Here is an 18,291-nt window from a genome sequence, read left to right as displayed (position 1 = left end):
AATGAAAGCCCATCCGTCACCTCATTTGATGGCGGCGGGTGGGAAAATTATCAAAATAATGATAAACTTTAAAATAACTATAAAAATTGGAGGTTTTATCCATGCCGTTCGATATTCAGCTTCTTGCACCTATCATTGCTATTCAATTGATACTAGCAGTTATTGCTTTAATTGATTTGGCTCGACGCGAAGCATACCGCGTTGCAGGTGGAAAAAAATGGCCGTGGGCTCTCGGCATTATCTTTATAAACACCTTGGGTCCGATCGTGTATTTCTTTGTAGGCAGAAAAGACTAGCTCAAGAGAACCGAGGAAAGGGTTGACATTCTTTGCGAGTTATTGAATGTGAAGGCCTCACAAAGGAATATAAAGACCATAAAGCGTTAAAGAACGTAACCTTTTCCGTCGATGGCATCGGTTGTGTCGGTTTTCTTGGGGGGAATGGTGCCGGGAAAACGACGACCATCCGCATCCTAACCGGATTGGCTGCACCGACCGGAGGAAAAGTGAGAGTAGTAGGCTACGACGTCGTGACTGACCGCAATAAAGTCACAAGTGAAGTAGGGTATTGTCCACAAATCCCAGCCTTTTACAACTACATGACAGCGACCGAGTGGATGCATTGGGTGGGTAGACTTTATGGATTGGACAAGCGCACAATTGCGCAGCGGACAGATGAACTCTTGGAATTATGCGGTATCAATGAGGCGAGGAACCGCCCAATTAGCGGTTACAGCGGAGGGATGAAACAGCGTCTGGGGATTGCCCAGGCGCTCATCCACAACCCTAAGCTACTCGTCTTGGACGAGCCAGTTTCTGCGCTCGACCCCATGGGCAGATATGACGTCTTATTGCTAATAGAAAAGTTGAAGCAACATATGACTGTCTTCATGTCGACCCACATTTTGGATGACATCGAAAGAATCGCCGACCATATCGTCATCATCAAGGACGGTACAGTGGTGCTTGCGTCCAGTTTAGATCAGCTGCGAGCAAACCATGTGGAGCCACTGATTGAGTTCAAGCTTGATCAGCAGGACATCGATTTGACCGATGTATTGAATGGGCAAACCTGGATCAGGGAATGGAACCTAGATGGAGAGATTTACAAAGTCCTTACCGATGACATGGAAAAGGCCAAGGCACTCCTGCCTCACATTCTTCTAGAATCTGGCGGGACACTAGCGTACTATCGCTTGTCCGCATCGACCCTCGAAGACATTTTCCTAAAGGTTGTGAATAACTGATGACTTCCCACCCAATGATCAGAAAAGAATTTAATGAATTGGTCAAAACCTACAAGATTCTCATTGTCCCGATTGTGTTTATTGCTTTAATGATTACACAACCGATTACAATGAAAATGCTTCCTGATATATTGGCCAATTCCACTGGGCTGCCGGAAGGGGCAGTCATCAAAATTCCAACCCCGTCTGCTCCGGAAGTACTCTCGACGGCGATTAGCAAATTTAGCTCACTCGGCACGTTTGTGCTTATCCTTATCGTCATGGGATCGATAGCCGGAGAGAAAGCCTCTGGGGTAGCATCCATGGTATTCGTCAAGCCCATCAGTCGAGCCAAATACTATCTAGCCAAAGCGATTACCTACTACACTTTGACAATTGTAAGCATGCTGATCGGGATGGGGATAACTGCCTACTATACAGAGATTCTTTTCGGAAAACTAGATTGGACTCATGTATGGATAGGTACGTTAATGTACATACCGAATCTATTTCTTGTCGTCACCACAACTCTGTGCGCCTCCAGCTTTTTTAACAATGCGGTTGGTGCCGGTGGAGCCTCGCTGGTATTCAATATCCTGATCTTCACTGTTCCACAATTTCTAGGAAAATTTTTGGATATGGTATCTCCAGGTGGATTGTCAAATGCTGCGATGATGATCATTCAAGAAAACTCAACTCTGTCGCAAGCAGTCATCACAGGTTTACCTGGCCTCGCAGGTGTCTTTACACTCAACATTGTATTTTTCTTTATGGGCTGGTACTTTTTAGAACGATCAGAAATCTAAAGAGGAGGCGTAGAAATGGAACATTTTTGGCTGATCTGGTTGGTTAGTGTACTGTGCGCTCTATGCGCTATACCTATTCAATCCAACACGATTCGCCAACATGTACAGCTGCAAGCCGCCATCTATTCTACTAACAAAGTCCCGCCTATTTCCGTCATGGTTGCGATTATTAGCATTCAGAGTTGTGTATTTCTGGCTCTGGCGACTGCTATAGGCTTATGGCTCATGCCTTCCACTGGTCTTCGCCTCTCGATTCTCGATCACTGGGTGTCCGGAGCGAAGCTGCCTTTTTCCTTCTGGACGTTTTGGGCGGTATCTATTAGTTCAGGTGTCGCGGTAGGCCTCTTGGTAAAATGGGTGGACCGTTATTTCTTTCAACCACACATGACCACAATAATGGGTAAAGAACCGATTTCATCACGGTTCTTCGGCTTCCTCTCGTCTTTTTACGGAGGGGTTTGCGAAGAAGTGCTCATGCGTCTAGGGGTTATGACTGTTGTCGTATTTTTGGCACAGAAGATGGGATGGATGGGAATTTCCTATTGGCTGGGCATCTGTGTCGCCGCCATTGTTTTCGCTGCATCCCATCTCCCAACCAATTACATGACGTACGGGAAAGGCAACGTGGTCACTATATGGACGTTGTTGCTAAACGGTATCTTGGGCATCTTGTTTGGCTTCTTATATTGGCGATACGGTTTAGAAGCTGCGATTATTAGTCATTTTAGCGCTGACATCGTGTTACATGTGATCTTGAAAAATAAAACATAGAAAGTAGGAGAAGCAAATGATAGTTGTAACTACAGAAAACATTCCAGGATATCGTGTCGTTGAAGTAAAAGGAACCACATTCGGTTTGATCGTTCGAGCACGCGGAATTGGGGGAGACATCATGGCAGGTCTTCGTTCAGTAGTTGGCGGAGAAATTAAGGAATACACGGTGCTCCTGGAGGACGCGCGCAAACAAGCGCTTGACCGCATGATTAAAAACGCAACTGCCATGGGAGCTAACGCTGTGGTAATGTGTCGTTACGACTCTGGAAATATGGGAAATATGGGGGAAGTTGTCGCATACGGTACAGCAGTTGTCGTTGAAAAGGTGTAATGAATGATTTATGTCGTTTATTACATTGTTTTTCAGATCTTGCTTTTCATCACCTTGCTAATCATTTCGAAAATCAAGGACAAGCGACTGCACCAAGACCACGGAGAAATCGTTCCGCCCGGATTTGAGTCGACGAATGAAGTGACGATCGATCCGGTAACACAGGAAAAGCGTCGTGTATATTACAATCCGAAGACGGGGGATCGCTATTACAAAATTGAGAAGTAAGCGATGAAGAGGACTGTCCAACTCGTGGGGCATGCTGGTTTTATCATTTGGTGGAAAGTATGTAGATAGTAGATTTATAGTAGAAACGAGCCAAATCTTGTTAGATGACAGGATTTGGCTTTTGTTGTGCGCCCAAACCCGAAAAAATATCGAATTTAAAATGAAAGATGTAGTCTAGTTAATAAGCGCTTTAACAACGTTCGTATTGGCAATCATTACATTAGGGACAGGTATCAAGGTTACTGCTTAGGTTTATACGAGGGCACCACGATTCCCGATTTGGTTCCCCACGGATTTAACGACGTTACATCAAGCATATTAATCACAAAGCGCTAATAAATTCAAGTTCTTCATGTCTTTGCACTCCATTTTTCTTCATCGTCAACGAATATGAAGCACAAATTGAAAAAACAAAGGAGGCAGTCGGTCAATTGAACCGACTGCTTTTCCTATTTCATGGATAACGCCCCGCTGTGCAGAGATAATAAAGTTTTAGACTGATTAGTAAAAGATTCATTCGAGATGCTGATCGAGGAAAATTTTTATGAAAAATGGCGTCCTCTACGACCCTTTGCAATACTGCCCATATTGTGACGACCCCAAAGTCATGATAACATTCTAAAAAATATCTTTTGGAGAGATAGAGGACGAGAGGGCATTAGCATGAAGAAAACGATACTGATTGTGGAAGACCAGCAGGTTTTGCGAGAGATTACGAAGGAATACTTGATGGACGAAGGCTACGAAGTGCTGGAAGCGGGGGACGGGAGTCAGGCGCTGACGTTATTTCAAGAGCATGAAGTTCATTTGATCATTCTGGACATTATGTTGCCGGAATTGGACGGGTGGTCAGTATGTAGACGCATTCGCAAAGTTTCCAACGTCCCCATTTTGATGTTAACAGCTCGTGCAGATGAGGATGATACGTTGCTTGGATTCGAACTCGGGGCGGACGATTATGTGGTAAAACCGTGCAGTCCTCCCATCCTGCTGGCACGCGCCAAACGGTTGCTGGAAAATCGGAAAATCCAAGAACCGGGGGATATGTTGTCCGGCGGCGGCATTACGATTCACTTGCCGTCCCGAACCGTTTCAATTGAGGGAAAGAACTATAGCCTGACGCACACGGAATTCGAAATTTTGGCCTACTTGATGAAAAACAAAGGCATCATCCTCTCCAGAGAACAGCTCCTTTCAAAAATCTGGGGTTACGACTTTGACGGCGAGGATCGTACGCTCAGTAGCCATATTCGCAATTTACGTTCCAAGCTGGGAGAGCATGCGAAGCATATCGTCACTGTTGTTCGTTCCGGTTACAAATTCGAGGACATGCCATGAGAACAAGCATTGTACTCAAGCTGTTTCTGCTCACGACGGGATTATGCCTGTTTGTGATCGCGAGCATTTTTATCGGACAAACCGTATTTTTCGAGCAGTATTATGTGCATCAAAAGGTAGAAAAGGTGACGGAAGCCCTTCAATCCTATTGGCAAAACGAGTTGACTCATGCCGGGACTTCTCAGGATGAAGTCAGGAATGAACAGGAGTTTTATCAAAAGACGAATGCCTGGTTTGCTCGATTGGATGATAGAGGCCATTTGAAATACACGGACGATTTCGAGATGGAGGTCCGTCTGGAGCACTCGGACGCCACCCCTGCTCTTTCCGGCAAGTCGATTGTCGTTCCGCTGTACACGGTCATGGATGTGGGGGATGTAAGCGCCGATAACCCCTTCTTCCCCGATACCTTTGTGAAAGCGGGGCAACAGATTGTCATGGAAGGGATCCTGATCGATAAGCAATGGTTTCCGCAGCGGATCGGGAGGAGTGTCTCCAATCTCAGAGAGGAAAATCGACTGGAGAATCAGCAACTTGTCAAAAAAGAGTATGAGGTCGTCCCGCGATTCAAGAGTCCCACCGAATACCATGAGCGTTATCCTAGCGTTTTGGTGCACGGAACCATAACACAGGTCCGGACACCGCAAGGCGCGGATGTATCCCGCTACACGAACCGATTATTTCTTGAACGGGTGAAAGCTTTTCAAGCGGATTTGCTATACGGAGATTATGTGGAGCAAACAAGCACCATATCGGACTACAAAGAGAACGATATGAATTACAAAATATTCGTAGAGCGCGTGACCGATCCAACAGGGAATCCCGCCTATTTGTTCGCCATGACATCGCTGCAGCCTGTAAACGAAGCTGCGGAGGTCATGAGAAGTTATTACGTCTACATCATTGCGGGTACCTTGCTGCTCGTACTGCTTGCCTCCTTCTATTATTCCCGCAGAATAGCAGCTCCTTTGCTCCGCATGGACGACATGACGCAAAAAATGGCCAAGCTGGACTTCTCTGAAAAAATTCCGACCAAGGCAGAGGATGAGATCGGAAGCCTGTCACGGAATATTAATCGACTTTCGGATATGCTGCATGCCCATATTGTCCGGCTGGAGCAGGATATCGAGAAAGAAAAGCGCCTGGAGCAAACACGTAAAGAATTTATAGCTGACGTGTCACATGAGCTGAGAACTCCGCTCAGCGTCATGGAAAGCTGCCTTTACATCTTGAAGGATAAGGCGGACAGCCCGAAGCGGGACTACTATTTTGCTGCGATGGAAGATGAAGTGAAGAAGATGAACCTGCTAGTTGCGGATATGCTGGAATTGGCAAAATATGAATCCGGTACGTATAGAATGCAGATGGATTCGTTCCGGATTGATGTGGTACTAGACCAAGTTTGCATAAAGTTGGCACCGGACCTCGCCGGCAAGCAGTTGCAGTTGCACAACCGTTTAGCCCCAGTCGAAGTCGTCGCCAATCAGCATCGAATCGAGCAGGTGATCGTAAATTTCCTGACAAACGCCATACGCTACACCCCTGAGCAAGAGGACATTGTCATCTCGACAGTTGAAGGGGAGGATACCGTCAAGATTTGCATCGAAAATAAAGGCGTCCATATTCCGGCCGAGCAATTGGAGAAGATATGGGATCGTTTCTACCGCGGCGAGCATTCCCGCAACCGTGCAACCGGAGGAACCGGATTGGGTCTGGCGATCTCCAAGCAGATACTAGAACTGCATGGGGCGTACTATGGGGCAATGAATACGGATGAAGGCGTCTTGTTCTATTTTGAATTACAGAAAAAGAAAGTGTAGAACCTCGGTTCTGCACTTTTTTTATTGCATTTCTACCCAATCTGCACACGATCTGCACCTGATCTTGATCTCCGACGATTACTCTATACCTTGTTCAATAAGAAAGGGGAAAGATGAAAGTGCAAAAGAAAATGATGGGTATTACACTGATCGCAATGGTCGCCTTATCGGTTGCGGCATGCGGCAACAATGGACAAACACCTGCTTCCGAGATTACTAGGCAGTCCGTGGACACCTCCACTCCGGAGCAAACCTCATATGCATCAGAGTTTCAAAGAAGCATTTTTTTCGGAGATTCAATTACGGAGGGATTGTCTTACCATGATGTGTTGAAACAGGAGAACGTGCTCGCCGGTGCAGGGAAAACGGCTGAATTCGCACTAAATGATGTGGACGAATTAGTCAAGCGAAAGCCCAAGCATATTTTTATCCAGCTGGGTTCGGACGACATTTTATGGCCGACTGACAATCCCAAGGAATATTCGTTGTCGAATTACGGCAAATTGATCGATCGCATCAAGGTAGGGCTTCCAGAAGCGTCCATCACGATATTATCCGTTACCCCGGTTACCGCAGAGGCAGAAAAAGCGGAGCCCCGTTATCGAAATATCGGCGACTACAATGAGGGACTGAAGGAGTTGGCAAGCAAGGTACAAGTCGGATATATCGATGTGTCGGCAATCGTGGCCGCTCATCGAGACATGTACGATGCGGACGGCATTCATTTCCAAGCCGAGTTTTACCCGATCCTGCTCGATTACGTAAAAGATGAGCTAGGTCGTCAGAAGAGCGCAAAATAACGGCGCGGGAGGAAACGAAAGTTGGTATTCAGCAGTCTGATTTTCCTGTTTCAATTTTTGCCCGCCGTGCTGCTCGTTTATTATGTGTCGCCTAATAAGCTGAAAAATGCTGTTCTGTTCGTAGCAAGCCTCATCTTTTATGCTTGGGGCGAACCGGTATATATCATCATCATGATTTTTACAACCGTAATTGATTATATCAACGGGCTCTTGATCGACAAGTACAGTCACCGCAAGCTAATCGCCAGAGCAGTGTTGTTCGGCTCTATTTGCAGCAGTCTGGCGATTCTCAGTTTCTTCAAATATGCCGGGTTTGTCGTTTCGAATGTGAATGATCTATTCGGTCTGCATATACAAGTGGCTGATCTGCCGCTGCCCGTCGGTATTTCCTTCTATACGTTCCAAACGATGTCTTATGTAGTGGATGTATACCTCCGTAAAGTGCCGGCACAACGAAATTTCGTCGCTTTCGGTACTTACGTTACGATGTTTCCCCAACTGGTCGCAGGTCCGATCGTCAAATATGGAGATATCGCGGAGCAACTGGTCAACCGTAAAGTGACGTTGGAGCGGTTCGGAGAAGGGGCGGAATGGTTCATCCGGGGATTGGCCAAAAAAGTGCTGCTAGCCAACAATATCGGACTGCTATGGACCAACGTGAAGTCGACGCCGATGGAGGACTTGACTGTCCTCTCCGCGTGGCTCGGCATCCTGGCGTTTACGTTTCAAATTTATTTCGATTTTAGCGGGTATTCGGATATGGCACGCGGTCTCGGCAAAATGTTCGGTTTCGAATTCCCAGAAAACTTCAAGCATCCGTATATTTCACGAAGCGTTACAGAATTTTGGCGCAGATGGCATATTTCCCTCGGTTCCTGGTTCCGGGAGTATGTCTATATTCCGCTCGGCGGGAACCGGATGGGCTTGGGCAACCAGTTCCGTAACCTCTTGATCGTATGGTTCTTAACCGGTCTATGGCATGGGGCGAGCTGGAACTTTATCGTATGGGGCTTATATTTCTGCTGTTTCGTTGTGTTTGAGAAGCTGTTTTTGCTGAAGTGGCTGAAGCGTTGGCCGAGCTGGGCAGGACATCTCTACACGCTACTCATTGTCGTTGTCGGGTGGGTTCTTTTTGAATTCGAACATTTGCCTTCCGCGTGGATGTTCATCTGTGCGATGTTTGGTTTCGGGGCGCACGAATGGGCGGATCGTCAGGCGCTCTACGACCTGACGACGTATGGCGGATTGCTCGTTCTCTTGGCCTTGTGCGCGACACCACTGCCCCGGAAAGGATTGGAGCAGATGAAAGCCCGAGGGAAATCGGTAGGCATGATCGCTGCTTTGGCACTTTTTATCACAAGTTTGGTTTTGTCATCAGCTTATTTGGTCTTTGAGGATTACAATCCATTCTTATATTTTCGTTTTTGAGGGGAGGAGCGGTCTTGACCAGATATGACAAACGGACGCGAGCCGTGACGGGCTTGTTGTTCTTGCTGTTTATCCTCATGGTGGCCGTTTTGAACATATTGACCCCTGATCATGCATTCTCGGAATCGGAAAACAGGGTTCTCGAGAGCAGGCCACCTTTTTCACTGCGATCACTATTCGCGGGGAAATTCACATCTGATTACGAGACCTATATCACCGATCAATTTGCTTTCCGGGACGTTTGGATCGGGTTAAAAACGGATGCGGATCGTGTTATGGGCAAAGAAGACAGCAACGGTGTTTATCTGGGCAAGGATGGGTACCTGATTCAACAATTCTCATCGCCGCTGGACGCCGAGGTGAATGACAGAGTTCAGGCCATCCATTCGATTCACCAGACAACGCCCGACCTTCGCAAGTACATCATGCTGGTACCAACCGCCGCCGCGTTGCTTCAGGATAAACTGCCCGCCTACGCACCAATTGGCGACGAACATGCTGCTCTGAATCGAGTACGGCAATCGCTTCCACCTGATATTCGCTTCGTTGATGTCTATCCCGAGCTGTATGCCGGACGCGAAGAAGCCATTTTTTATAAAACGGATCATCATTGGACAAGCAAAGGCGCTTATTATGCTTATCGGGTGTTGTGCAAGCAGATGGGAATTGTTCCAAAAGACGAAGCTGCGTTCAACATCCGGCAGGTGACAGATGCATTCTACGGATCGCTCTATTCGAAGAGCGGCTTCCGTCATCTGCAGCCTGATCGTATCGATCTTTATCTGCCGAAAGAGGAAAGCAAAAAGAAGGTGGAGTACGTGGACGAAGGCCGTACCACGGATTCCTTGTACCAGATGGACAATCTGTCCAAAAAAGATAAGTATGCAGTATTCCTGGACAGCAACCATGCACTGGTGCGAATCACAACGGACCATCCGGACGGGAAGAAGCTGCTGATCGTGAAAGATTCGTACGCTAATAGCCTGATTCCCTTTTTGGCCGAACACTTCGCAGAGATTGATGTCATTGATCTTCGATATTATGAGGGATCCGTAACAAAGCTCATACAAGATCGGCCGTTTCATGACATGCTATTCCTTTACAACGTCAAAACGTTTTTTGAAGACACCTCTATTCTAAACATTATGGAGTGAATGTAATGAAGCGATTTTTGTCTGTACTGCTTATGCTTGCTATAGGAATGAGCATATTGGCCGGATGCTCCAGTGGCGACGAGACTTCCGGAGATCTTTCGGCCGTAGAAGTGGGAGAAAAAATTCAACAAACGGTAAGCTTTCAGAATATGAAGCAAGGGGATCTGGAGAAACTGCAAAAGTTGTATCAGATCGAGGCAGGAAAAGTGGAGGATTTTATCCTGTACACGGCTTCATCTAATGTGAAAGCGGATGAACTGGCTGTTATCAAAGTCAAAGATGCGAGCGACACCGAAAATATAAAAGAGAAATTCCAACAACGGATCGAGGCACAAACAATCAAATTGAAAGACTATCGCCCAGAGGAGTATTTTCTCATCGAAAAGCATGTTTTGAAGACGAAAGGGCAGTTTGTTTTATTCGCGGTGTCGAAAGAAGTTGATCAAATAGAAACTGTGTTTGACGAAGCTCTGAAGTAATCGAGGTAAACGCACGCATGGTTCAACCTGACAAGGCTATTCTTCTTCTCCATTCTTATGTTTTAATGAGAAAAGAAATGGCAGTCGAGTAGCTATGGAAGAGGGATTACATGAAGCGTTTAACGATCGGCTTGTTTGCCCATGTGGATGCGGGCAAGACTACTTTCGCCGAACAGTTGCTATACCATACGAACAGCATCCGGTCACGGGGCCGGGTGGATCATCAAGATGCCTTTTTGGACAGCCACGATATCGAGAGGAAAAGAGGCATTACCGTGTTCGCCGATCAGGCGGTTATACACCATAAGGGCGACGTTTATTATTTGATCGACACGCCTGGACACGTCGATTTTTCTTCTGAGATGGAGCGGGCGATCGGGGTAATGGATTACGCAATCGTGATTGTCAGTGCGGTAGAAGGTGTTCAGGGTCATACCGAGACAGTCTGGCAGTTGTTGCGCAAACATCGGATACCGACATTTTTCTTCATCAATAAAACAGATCGGATAGGCGCGGATGTTAGCAGGACGGAAGAGGAGTTACGCAGTCAGTTGACTAGGGATGTCTGTTCCGTCAAGGACAACTTCGCCAACGGTATCGTCGGTGAGGGGCTACGGGAGATGATGTCGGAGCGGAACGAGTCATTACTAGAAGCGTTTATAGAGGAAAGGGAAGATCAAGCTTTTTGGCTGGGTGCCTTGCAGGAGATGATACGAGATGGGAGTCTTTTCCCCTGCGCCTGCGGCTCGGCATTACAGGATGATGGCATTGTAGAGTTCCTGAATCAACTGTCCTTGTTAACGACTGCGTCTTATGACGAGACGACTCCGTTCGGGGGGCGAATTTATAAAATTCGACACGCAGAAAACGGGTTGCGACTAACGTTCGTCAAAGCGCTGAGCGGCAAGCTGAAGGTACGCGAGCTGCTTAGCTATGAGAGCGGGGGAGTTCAATACGAAGAGAAGATTACACAAATCTTACTGTTTAATGGTAGGAAATCACACTCGGTTGAACAAGTAGCTGCCGGGGATTTATTCGCGGTCGTCGGCTTGTCCGAGGCCGAATCTGGACAAGGGGTGGGGCTCTACTCTGACAAGTTTGTTTATGAGACGGAGCCGACACTACAGTCGAAAGTACAGTTTGACGGTTCGCTTCACGTGCAGCAAGTGCTTGGTGCGTTTCGCATTCTGAATGCGGAGGACCCGTCTCTGAATGTGGTTTGGGAAGAAAGTTTGCAAGAGATTCACATTCGCGTCATGGGTCTGATCCAATTAGAAGTGCTGGAGCAGGTTGTGAAGGAACGCTTCGGTTTCGTTGTTTCTTTCGGACAACCAGAAATCTTGTATAAAGAAACGGTACAATCTGCTGTGATGGGATATGGACACTTCGAGCCGCTCAGACATTACGCGGAAGTGCATCTCCTGCTCGAACCGGGAGAGCGAGGCAGCGGGATCCATTTCACTAGCGTATGTCATCCTGATGAACTAAGTTTTAACTACCAGAATCTAGTTCGGTCTCATCTCTACGAACGGGAGCATCATGGGCTATTGACAGGCATGCCGGTCACCGACATGAAAATAACGCTCCTAAGAGGCCGTGCGCATAACGAACATACGCATGGGGGCGACTTTCGTGAGGCCACCTTCCGCGCACTGCGGCAGGGGCTGGAGAAGGCGGAAAATATGCTGTTAGAACCCTATTATGACGTCAAAATAAAGGTGGGAATGAACGAGATGGGGAGAGTACTTTCGGATATTCAGCGCGCCTCAGGCTCGTTCGAGCCACCACAGATGTCGGATACGCATGCGGTGATTACAGGAAGGGTGCCCGTTGCAACATTCATGAATTACAGCACCGAATTCGCTTCTTTCACGCATGGACGAGGCAGCATCCGCTGTGTATTTGGCGGATACGATCGCTGCCATAACGCGGAGGAAGTGATGGAAAGAAAAAGCTATGAAAAGGATGCAGATCCGGTTTATACATCCTCCTCGATCTTTTGCGCCAAGGGGGCTGGATACTCGGTGCCGTGGGACGAGGCAGAAGCCAAGATGCATCTGCTCTAAGCAGAACCGAACAATACTGTATCAAGATTACTAAAGGTTATTTTCAATGCAGAGGGGCGAGCCTGATCAGGCTTCGCCCTATTTATATTGGATGCGAGAATAAATCCCACGCAATCCCTCTACATCCACAACTCGAATGGAACTACGCTCAGATAGCTCAATCAAGCCTTGCTGTCGCCATTTCTGCAAAGTCTTGTTCACCGTAATGCGAGACGTATCAATATAGCGTGCAAAAGACGTCTGGTCGATAGGAATATGATTATTTCCGTGCACAGCTATTAGTTTGAGCAAATAATTAGCCATCGCAAGCTCAATGGGACTGTCAGTGAATGCGATGATTTCAGCCAGGAGACGGAGCTTATAGATTTGTGAATTGGTGAAGATCACTGCCGACTGTGGGTGGTCTTGGCAAATACGGGATAAGACCTCGTCGGAGAAAAAGTAAATGACAGAAGGAGAAGTAGTTATAGCTGATGTCAGGTATGAGCCGTTATAGGCACCGTGCTCCCCGAACAACCCACCTGTGGGAATGTAATCGATAGACCGCTCATGCCCGTTCTCAGATAAGAGAGTGATCTTTACGCTCCCTTTGTCTAGATAATAAAATCCAGTTCCCACATCGCCTTGATGGTAGAGCGTTGTATGTTTTCCCATTTCGATCTTCGTACCATACATGAGGTACGGCGTCCACTGATAGCGGAGACAGGCCATTGTGACCACCTTTCACATTTAATGGATGTTACGGCGCTTCTCGATAAAAGGGAAGGGAGTTGCTGTGAGTTGTGGAGGCTTCAGCATATCTGGGCGTTTGACGACAAAGGATCGGTTTTTTATTTCAATGATGCCATGTTCCTTCCATGCCTTCAGGATCTTGTAGACAGTGATACGGGTGAGGCCAGCACATTCAGCTAGCTCTTGTTGAGTGAGGGGAACCTCGTGGTTTTTAAAGTCTTCGCAAATGTTGAGCAGGAGACGAGCGATTTGCTCTTCTGAAGTCAGTGCCTTCATGTTGATGGCGGTTAAAAGAATCCGCATTTTTTGATGGATGGTTTGGGTGAAAAGAGACAAGAGTTCAGGGCGTGCCTTCAGCATTTCGAGGAATTGTGAACAGGAGAAATGGTAGACGACTGCATTCTTTACAGCAATAGCCGTGGTGAAATGAGGTTGTTGATCCATGGTTTGAAGTCCCATGATTTGACCAGGGACTACGATGTTCACCAGGCGATCTTTCCCCTTGAAGGTAGAGGTCACAATCTTGACTAATCCCTTATGTAGATAATAAAAACCTTCTCCCATCGTCTCTTGCTTATAGATAGCTGTTTTTCCTTTCACAAATTGACGGGTGCCGTATTCTAAAAGGGTTTCCCATTTCAAATCTGTTTCAAAAGGAGATACCATCATCATCGCTCCTTTCCTCATCAATGAACTTACCTCTTCCAATCATCCACCCAAGCTTAAGTCTTAATTTTCTGAACTCATTACTTTTGATTATATGAAAATAAAAAGCTCCTTACCAATATTTCAACGTGAAAATGACGTGTATACAAAAGAAAAACAGAATTGATGTTAATTCGTTTACATATCCTCCGTTTCCGTGAATCAGGTGAGCCGATTTTTTATTTTTCAGTCGTGATGTTAAGTGGGTTACATTTTTCAGAAAAGGCAGACATTATAATGCGATGTAAGAACAAAAACGACTCAACCAACCAAAAAAAACAAGGAGGAATTGTGGTGGGGATCCGTACAGGTGACCAATACATTCGGGGCTTGAAATCACGGCAACCGGAGATTTGGCTACAAGGCAGAAAGGTGACAAATGTATGTGAGGAGGCTGTTTTTCGACAGCCGATTCATGAAATAGCCAAACTGTATGACATGCAGCATGACGAGAAGTACCAAGAGAAGATTACCCATATTTGTCAGGAGACCGGCGAGCGTGTGAACAACGCCTTTCTCGTTGCAAAGACCTCAGAGGAATTGCAGGCGAAACGAGCCGTATACGAAGCTTATGCGGAAGCAACTTTTGGCTTGATGGGAAGAACGCCGGATTTTCTCAATGTCGTCTTGACGTCCCTATACAGCAATGCGTCTTTCTTGGAAAAGTACAATCCGCAGTGGGCGGAAAACGCGAAAAATTATTACAAGTATGTTCGCGACCAGGACCTGTTTTTAACGCACGCGATTATCAATCCGCAAAACGACCGCAGCAAGTCTTCGCACGAACAAAATGATGTGTACACCCATTTAGGGGCAGTAGAGGAGACGCCGGAAGGGCTGATTGTCAAAGGAGCGAAAATGCTCGCAACACTGGCGCCGATTACAGATGAAGTCATCATTTACTCGTTCCCTGGGTTCAAGCCAGGAGATGAGCGTTACGCCCTGGCATTTGCCATTCCAATTGACACCCCTGGCCTACGTATCATTTGTAGAGAGCCCATGCAGGATGGAAAGCGTTCCGTCTATGACCATCCTTTGGCATCGCGCTTCGAGGAAATGGATGCTGTTCTCGTCTTCAATGATGTACTCGTGCCTTGGGAGCGCTTATTTCTGTACAACAATGTAGAAGCAGCCAACCTGCTTTATCCAAAGACAGGCATCGGGCAGCAGCCGGCGCATCAGACAGGAGTGAGAGGACTGTTGAAGCTCCAATTTGCCACGGAAGTTGCCATGCGGCTGGCAGACTCCATCGGGGTAGACGTCTATCCGAATGTCCAAAACAATCTCGGGGAGCTAGCGCAATCGCTGGAATCGGTCAGAGCGCTCCTGAGGACAGCTGAGCTGGAATACGAGACCTTGCCGTCGGGCGAGCTCATGCCGGGTTACGTACAGCTCGAAACTATTCGCGGGCTGCTTCCGAAGCTGTACCCGCGGGCGATTGAAGTCATCCAAATTATTGGAGCAGGCGGATTGCTTATGTCCCCGACAGACAGTGACATGGAGCATTCCGAGCTTGCAGGGGACATGGAAAAGTATTATGCGGGACGTGACGGTATCTCCGGTACAGAACGCGTTCGCCTGTTTAAGCTCGCTTGGGACCTGTGCGGGGAAGCCTTCGGACAGCGTTTGCTGCAATACGAGCGGTACTATACCGGTGATCCAGTGCGCAAATTAGCGATTTTTTACAATAATTATAAGAAGTTTCATGCATGCACGATGGTGGATGACGCGCTCAGCGTTTTTGCTGCCAAATCGACATCGCAGACGGAGCAGGTTCTTTAAACAAGTCCAGACGGAAAGGAAGGGAAAACCATGAAACTACTAGGCATAGCAGGCACAGTGATTGGGGCGAAAACAAGCATCGTCGTGCAAAGCGTCCTGGATGAAGTGAAAAAAACGGCACCGGAAATCGAAGTGGAGCTGCTCGACCTGCGCGAGCACCGGATGTCTCTGTGTGATGGACGAGATCCGGCGACGTACACGGATGATACGAAAAAGGTGATCGACAAGGTATCCTCCGCTGATTTTTATCTGTTTGGTACGCCTATTTTCCAAGGCTCGATGACAGGGGCTTTGAAAAATTTGTTCGATCATATTCAGCCTCAGGTTCTTCGACATAAAGTGATGGGCTTCGTGGCAAATGGAGGAACGTATCAGCATTACCTCGTGATCGAAAACCAGCTAAAACCAATTGCGGGCTTCTTTCGCGCTTATGTAGCACCAGGATCGGTATATGTACACGCCGATCATTTCAACTCACAAAATGAAATTACAGACGAAGATGTTTTGCGCAGAATCAACGAACTGGCACGAGAGCTGGTTCATATGCAAAAGGCATTGAAGCCAGCGGGAGAAACGATCTCACTTAATCGCTAGGAATAAAAAAAACAAAGGAGGGAATAGAGCATGCGTACATTGGCACCGATCCATTTGTGGAGGTTTATCGAGGATCACATCGATCAACTCAAGCCACCTGTGAATAATAAGGTGATTTGGAAAGATGCAGAACTAATGGTCATGGTAGTGGGAGGGCCGAATAAGCGGCGGGATTTTCACATTGATCCATCCGAGGAAGTCTTCTATCAGCTCAAGGGTGATTGCTTCGTAGAGATCATGAATCAGGATGGGAAGCGTGAGGTCATTACGGTCAAAGAAGGCGAAATGTTCCTTCTTCCCGCGAATGTTCCGCATTCCCCACACCGGATCGCGGATACGATCGGACTCGTGATTGAGCGCAACAGAGCTGAGGGAGAACTGGAGGACTTTGCTTGGTTCTGCGAAAACTGCGACCACGAAATGCATCGCGTACGGATTCAATTGACCAACATAGAAGTGCAGGTAAAAGAGGCAATCGAAGGATTCAACAGCAATCTGGAGCTACGGACATGCAAAAAATGCGGGCACGTCATGTCTCCGGAAGCGAGTGAGTGGAAATGCGAGTAGACTTCCATACCCACATTATTCCAGAAGCTCTTCCCAACCTGGCTGAACGCTTTCATGGAGAGCGCTGGCCAGTTCTGCACCGCACTTGCACATGTGGGGCAAACATTATGGTCGGGGGAAAAGTATTTCGCGAAGTGACGGATCAGGTGTGGGATCCCCAAAAACGGATTCATGACATGCAGCGGGAAGGCGTGGATATACAGGTGTTGTCACCCATTCCGGTCACGTTTTCTTACTGGGCACCGGCAGTCGAAGCGGAAGTGATGGCGCGGATTCAAAACGATTTTATCACAGAGACGGTTAACCAACATCCGAATCATTTCATCGGATTGGGTACCGTTCCATTGCAAGACACCGAGGTAGCCATTCGGGAAATGGATCGCTGCATGCACGAGCTCGGCCTGAGAGGGATCGAAATCGGTACCAACGTAAATGGCAACAATCTGGATGACCCGGGACTGATTCCTTTTTTTGAAATGTGTCAGACATGGGATGTGCCCCTTTTTGTACATCCATGGGAGACGCTGGGCAGAGAACGGATGCCGCGACACAACCTGATGTACACCGTCGGGATGCCAAGCGAGACAGCACTTGCCGCAGCAAGTCTTATCTTGGGAGGCGTGATCGAGAAGTTTCCGCGCCTGAAAATCTGCTTTGCCCATGGAGGCGGTTCTTTTCCTTATATTTTACCCAGGCTGGACCAAGGCTGGAAGGTATGGCCGCATCTGCGTCTGACCGATCAACCGCCTAGTGTGTACGCGAAACAATTCTACTTTGATTCCTTGACGTACGACCCATTGAACATTCAATACATGATGAAGCGCTTTGGCGAAGATAGGATCATGATGGGATCGGATTATCCCTTCCTGCTTCGTGAAACACCTCCCGGGGATGTCATCGATCATACGTTGGAGCTGACTGATGGACAGAAACGGGCGTTGCTGGGTGAAAACGCGCTTCGCTTCCTGAACATAAAGGAGATGAACGGACTGTGAAACATCAGACTGAAACGCCGGAACAACGCCTACAGGCAATGGGCCTAGACCTGCCCGAACCGAGACAGCCGGCCGGTAATTATGTCGGTTGTGTCCAATCGGGCAATCTCCTCTTTCTGGCAGGTCAAGGGACAAACGAATATCGAGGGAAGCTGGGACTGGATGTCACGATAGAAGAAGGGTACCTGGCTGCCAGGCAGTGTATGCTCAATCTGCTGGCTGTTGCTAAACATGAGCTAGGGGAACTGGGAAGAGTCAAACGAGTGGTCAAAATACTCGGATTCGTTAACAGCGATCCAGCTTTCATAGATCAGCCGAAAGTCATGAATGGGGCATCAGATTTGTTGGTGGAGCTATTCGGCGAGAAAGGCAGGCACGGGCGGTCCGCTGTTGGGATGGCCCAGCTCCCGCTAAATAATGCCGTAGAAGTAGAGATGATCTTGGAAATCGAGAATTAGGAGGATTCC

The 18,291-nt window shown here is 47.5% G+C and carries 20 protein-coding genes; 18 read left to right on the top strand and 2 right to left on the bottom strand.

Going from position 1 to position 18,291, the window contains the following annotated elements; translation table 11 throughout:
- Window positions 1–101 precede the first annotated feature (101 nt).
- The 13 genes from ACQ5DJ_RS05885 to ACQ5DJ_RS05825 all read left to right on the top strand — a co-directional run bounded on the left by ACQ5DJ_RS05885 (window position 102) and on the right by ACQ5DJ_RS05825 (window position 12,449).
- On the top strand, window positions 102–296 hold the full coding sequence (locus tag ACQ5DJ_RS05885; protein ID WP_007729128.1) for a PLD nuclease N-terminal domain-containing protein: 195 nt from the start codon (window positions 102–104) through the stop codon (window positions 294–296).
- A 32-nt stretch (window positions 297–328) separates the two neighbouring features.
- Window positions 329–1,246, top strand: coding sequence for an ABC transporter ATP-binding protein (locus ACQ5DJ_RS05880; protein WP_429841612.1), 918 nt, complete (start codon window positions 329–331; stop codon window positions 1,244–1,246).
- On the top strand, window positions 1,246–2,031 hold the full coding sequence (locus ACQ5DJ_RS05875) for an ABC transporter permease (protein ID WP_429841611.1): 786 nt from the start codon (window positions 1,246–1,248) through the stop codon (window positions 2,029–2,031). Before ACQ5DJ_RS05880 ends, ACQ5DJ_RS05875 begins: the two co-directional genes overlap by 1 nt.
- Before the next feature lie 15 nt (window positions 2,032–2,046).
- Window positions 2,047–2,802 carry a CPBP family glutamic-type intramembrane protease gene (locus ACQ5DJ_RS05870; RefSeq protein ID WP_429841610.1) on the top strand — a complete coding sequence of 252 codons (756 nt, stop codon included), beginning with the start codon at window positions 2,047–2,049 and terminating at the stop codon, window positions 2,800–2,802.
- A 16-nt stretch (window positions 2,803–2,818) separates the two neighbouring features.
- Window positions 2,819–3,136, top strand: coding sequence for a heavy metal-binding domain-containing protein (locus ACQ5DJ_RS05865; RefSeq protein WP_007729137.1), 318 nt, complete (start codon window positions 2,819–2,821; stop codon window positions 3,134–3,136).
- 3 nt (window positions 3,137–3,139) lie between these two features.
- Window positions 3,140–3,364, top strand: coding sequence for a hypothetical protein (locus ACQ5DJ_RS05860; protein WP_429841609.1), 225 nt, complete (start codon window positions 3,140–3,142; stop codon window positions 3,362–3,364).
- A gap of 663 nt (window positions 3,365–4,027) precedes the next feature.
- Window positions 4,028–4,702 (top strand): response regulator transcription factor, encoded by a 675-nt coding sequence (locus tag ACQ5DJ_RS05855; protein WP_429841608.1) that lies wholly within the window; start codon window positions 4,028–4,030, stop codon window positions 4,700–4,702.
- Complete coding sequence (locus ACQ5DJ_RS05850; RefSeq protein WP_429841607.1) at window positions 4,699–6,522, top strand: sensor histidine kinase; 1,824 nt, start codon at window positions 4,699–4,701, stop codon at window positions 6,520–6,522. Before ACQ5DJ_RS05855 ends, ACQ5DJ_RS05850 begins: the two co-directional genes overlap by 4 nt.
- A gap of 113 nt (window positions 6,523–6,635) precedes the next feature.
- Window positions 6,636–7,322 carry a GDSL-type esterase/lipase family protein gene (locus ACQ5DJ_RS05845; RefSeq protein ID WP_429841606.1) on the top strand — a complete coding sequence of 229 codons (687 nt, stop codon included), beginning with the start codon at window positions 6,636–6,638 and terminating at the stop codon, window positions 7,320–7,322.
- Between the two features lie 21 nt (window positions 7,323–7,343).
- Window positions 7,344–8,750 carry an MBOAT family O-acyltransferase gene (locus ACQ5DJ_RS05840; protein ID WP_429841605.1) on the top strand — a complete coding sequence of 469 codons (1,407 nt, stop codon included), beginning with the start codon at window positions 7,344–7,346 and terminating at the stop codon, window positions 8,748–8,750.
- Between the two features lie 14 nt (window positions 8,751–8,764).
- Window positions 8,765–9,904 carry a DHHW family protein gene (locus ACQ5DJ_RS05835; protein WP_429841604.1) on the top strand — a complete coding sequence of 380 codons (1,140 nt, stop codon included), beginning with the start codon at window positions 8,765–8,767 and terminating at the stop codon, window positions 9,902–9,904.
- A 5-nt stretch (window positions 9,905–9,909) separates the two neighbouring features.
- Complete coding sequence (locus tag ACQ5DJ_RS05830) at window positions 9,910–10,383, top strand: DUF4358 domain-containing protein (protein WP_429841603.1); 474 nt, start codon at window positions 9,910–9,912, stop codon at window positions 10,381–10,383.
- A gap of 110 nt (window positions 10,384–10,493) precedes the next feature.
- Entirely contained in the window at window positions 10,494–12,449 is a 1,956-nt protein-coding gene (locus ACQ5DJ_RS05825; protein WP_429841602.1) for a GTP-binding protein, read from the top strand.
- Between the two features lie 78 nt (window positions 12,450–12,527).
- On the opposite strand, the gene ACQ5DJ_RS05820 is transcribed toward ACQ5DJ_RS05825, so the two are convergent.
- Together ACQ5DJ_RS05820 and ACQ5DJ_RS05815 are read right to left on the bottom strand one after the other, a co-directional pair.
- Entirely contained in the window at window positions 12,528–13,160 is a 633-nt protein-coding gene (locus ACQ5DJ_RS05820) for a Crp/Fnr family transcriptional regulator (protein ID WP_429841601.1), read from the bottom strand.
- A gap of 18 nt (window positions 13,161–13,178) precedes the next feature.
- Complete coding sequence (locus ACQ5DJ_RS05815) at window positions 13,179–13,847, bottom strand: Crp/Fnr family transcriptional regulator (protein WP_429841671.1); 669 nt, start codon at window positions 13,845–13,847, stop codon at window positions 13,179–13,181.
- Window positions 13,848–14,180: 333 nt separating this feature from the next.
- Here ACQ5DJ_RS05815 and ACQ5DJ_RS05810 point away from each other — a divergent pair, with 333 nt between their 5' ends.
- From ACQ5DJ_RS05810 to ACQ5DJ_RS05790, 5 genes are read left to right on the top strand one after another with little or no spacing between them, the layout of a single operon-like run.
- A complete protein-coding gene (locus ACQ5DJ_RS05810) occupies window positions 14,181–15,668 on the top strand; it encodes a 4-hydroxyphenylacetate 3-hydroxylase family protein (RefSeq protein ID WP_429841600.1) in 1,488 nt (495 codons plus the stop codon).
- Between the two features lie 30 nt (window positions 15,669–15,698).
- Window positions 15,699–16,262, top strand: a complete 564-nt coding sequence (locus ACQ5DJ_RS05805) for an NADPH-dependent FMN reductase (protein WP_429841599.1) — start codon at window positions 15,699–15,701, stop codon at window positions 16,260–16,262.
- Window positions 16,263–16,292: 30 nt separating this feature from the next.
- On the top strand, window positions 16,293–16,829 hold the full coding sequence (locus ACQ5DJ_RS05800) for a 3-hydroxyanthranilate 3,4-dioxygenase (protein ID WP_429841598.1): 537 nt from the start codon (window positions 16,293–16,295) through the stop codon (window positions 16,827–16,829).
- Window positions 16,820–17,824, top strand: coding sequence for an amidohydrolase family protein (locus tag ACQ5DJ_RS05795; RefSeq protein WP_429841670.1), 1,005 nt, complete (start codon window positions 16,820–16,822; stop codon window positions 17,822–17,824). The genes ACQ5DJ_RS05800 and ACQ5DJ_RS05795 overlap by 10 nt, the downstream gene beginning before the upstream one ends.
- Window positions 17,821–18,282, top strand: coding sequence for a RidA family protein (locus tag ACQ5DJ_RS05790; protein WP_429841597.1), 462 nt, complete (start codon window positions 17,821–17,823; stop codon window positions 18,280–18,282). The genes ACQ5DJ_RS05795 and ACQ5DJ_RS05790 overlap by 4 nt, the downstream gene beginning before the upstream one ends.
- The last annotated feature ends 9 nt before the right edge of the window (window positions 18,283–18,291 follow it).

The sequence above is a fragment of the Brevibacillus sp. FIR094 genome (assembly GCF_050477165.1).
In the GTDB taxonomy this organism is placed as follows: domain Bacteria; phylum Bacillota; class Bacilli; order Brevibacillales; family Brevibacillaceae; genus Brevibacillus.
Note: the sequence above shows the minus strand (reverse complement) of the source record. Positions and strands in the feature narration are given on the sequence as shown.

Coding starts and splice junctions, on each gene's coding strand:
- ACQ5DJ_RS05845 (WP_429841606.1), top strand. CDS start 6,636: ATGAAAGTGCAAAAGAAAATGATGGGTATTACACTGATCGCAATGGTC.
- ACQ5DJ_RS05850 (WP_429841607.1), top strand. CDS start 4,699: ATGAGAACAAGCATTGTACTCAAGCTGTTTCTGCTCACGACGGGATTA.
- ACQ5DJ_RS05830 (WP_429841603.1), top strand. CDS start 9,910: ATGAAGCGATTTTTGTCTGTACTGCTTATGCTTGCTATAGGAATGAGC.
- ACQ5DJ_RS05825 (WP_429841602.1), top strand. CDS start 10,494: ATGAAGCGTTTAACGATCGGCTTGTTTGCCCATGTGGATGCGGGCAAG.
- ACQ5DJ_RS05795 (WP_429841670.1), top strand. CDS start 16,820: ATGCGAGTAGACTTCCATACCCACATTATTCCAGAAGCTCTTCCCAAC.
- ACQ5DJ_RS05875 (WP_429841611.1), top strand. CDS start 1,246: ATGACTTCCCACCCAATGATCAGAAAAGAATTTAATGAATTGGTCAAA.
- ACQ5DJ_RS05815 (WP_429841671.1), bottom strand. CDS start 13,847: ATGGTATCTCCTTTTGAAACAGATTTGAAATGGGAAACCCTTTTAGAA.
- ACQ5DJ_RS05855 (WP_429841608.1), top strand. CDS start 4,028: ATGAAGAAAACGATACTGATTGTGGAAGACCAGCAGGTTTTGCGAGAG.
- ACQ5DJ_RS05870 (WP_429841610.1), top strand. CDS start 2,047: ATGGAACATTTTTGGCTGATCTGGTTGGTTAGTGTACTGTGCGCTCTA.
- ACQ5DJ_RS05820 (WP_429841601.1), bottom strand. CDS start 13,160: ATGGCCTGTCTCCGCTATCAGTGGACGCCGTACCTCATGTATGGTACG.
- ACQ5DJ_RS05865 (WP_007729137.1), top strand. CDS start 2,819: ATGATAGTTGTAACTACAGAAAACATTCCAGGATATCGTGTCGTTGAA.
- ACQ5DJ_RS05800 (WP_429841598.1), top strand. CDS start 16,293: ATGCGTACATTGGCACCGATCCATTTGTGGAGGTTTATCGAGGATCAC.
- ACQ5DJ_RS05860 (WP_429841609.1), top strand. CDS start 3,140: ATGATTTATGTCGTTTATTACATTGTTTTTCAGATCTTGCTTTTCATC.
- ACQ5DJ_RS05885 (WP_007729128.1), top strand. CDS start 102: ATGCCGTTCGATATTCAGCTTCTTGCACCTATCATTGCTATTCAATTG.
- ACQ5DJ_RS05805 (WP_429841599.1), top strand. CDS start 15,699: ATGAAACTACTAGGCATAGCAGGCACAGTGATTGGGGCGAAAACAAGC.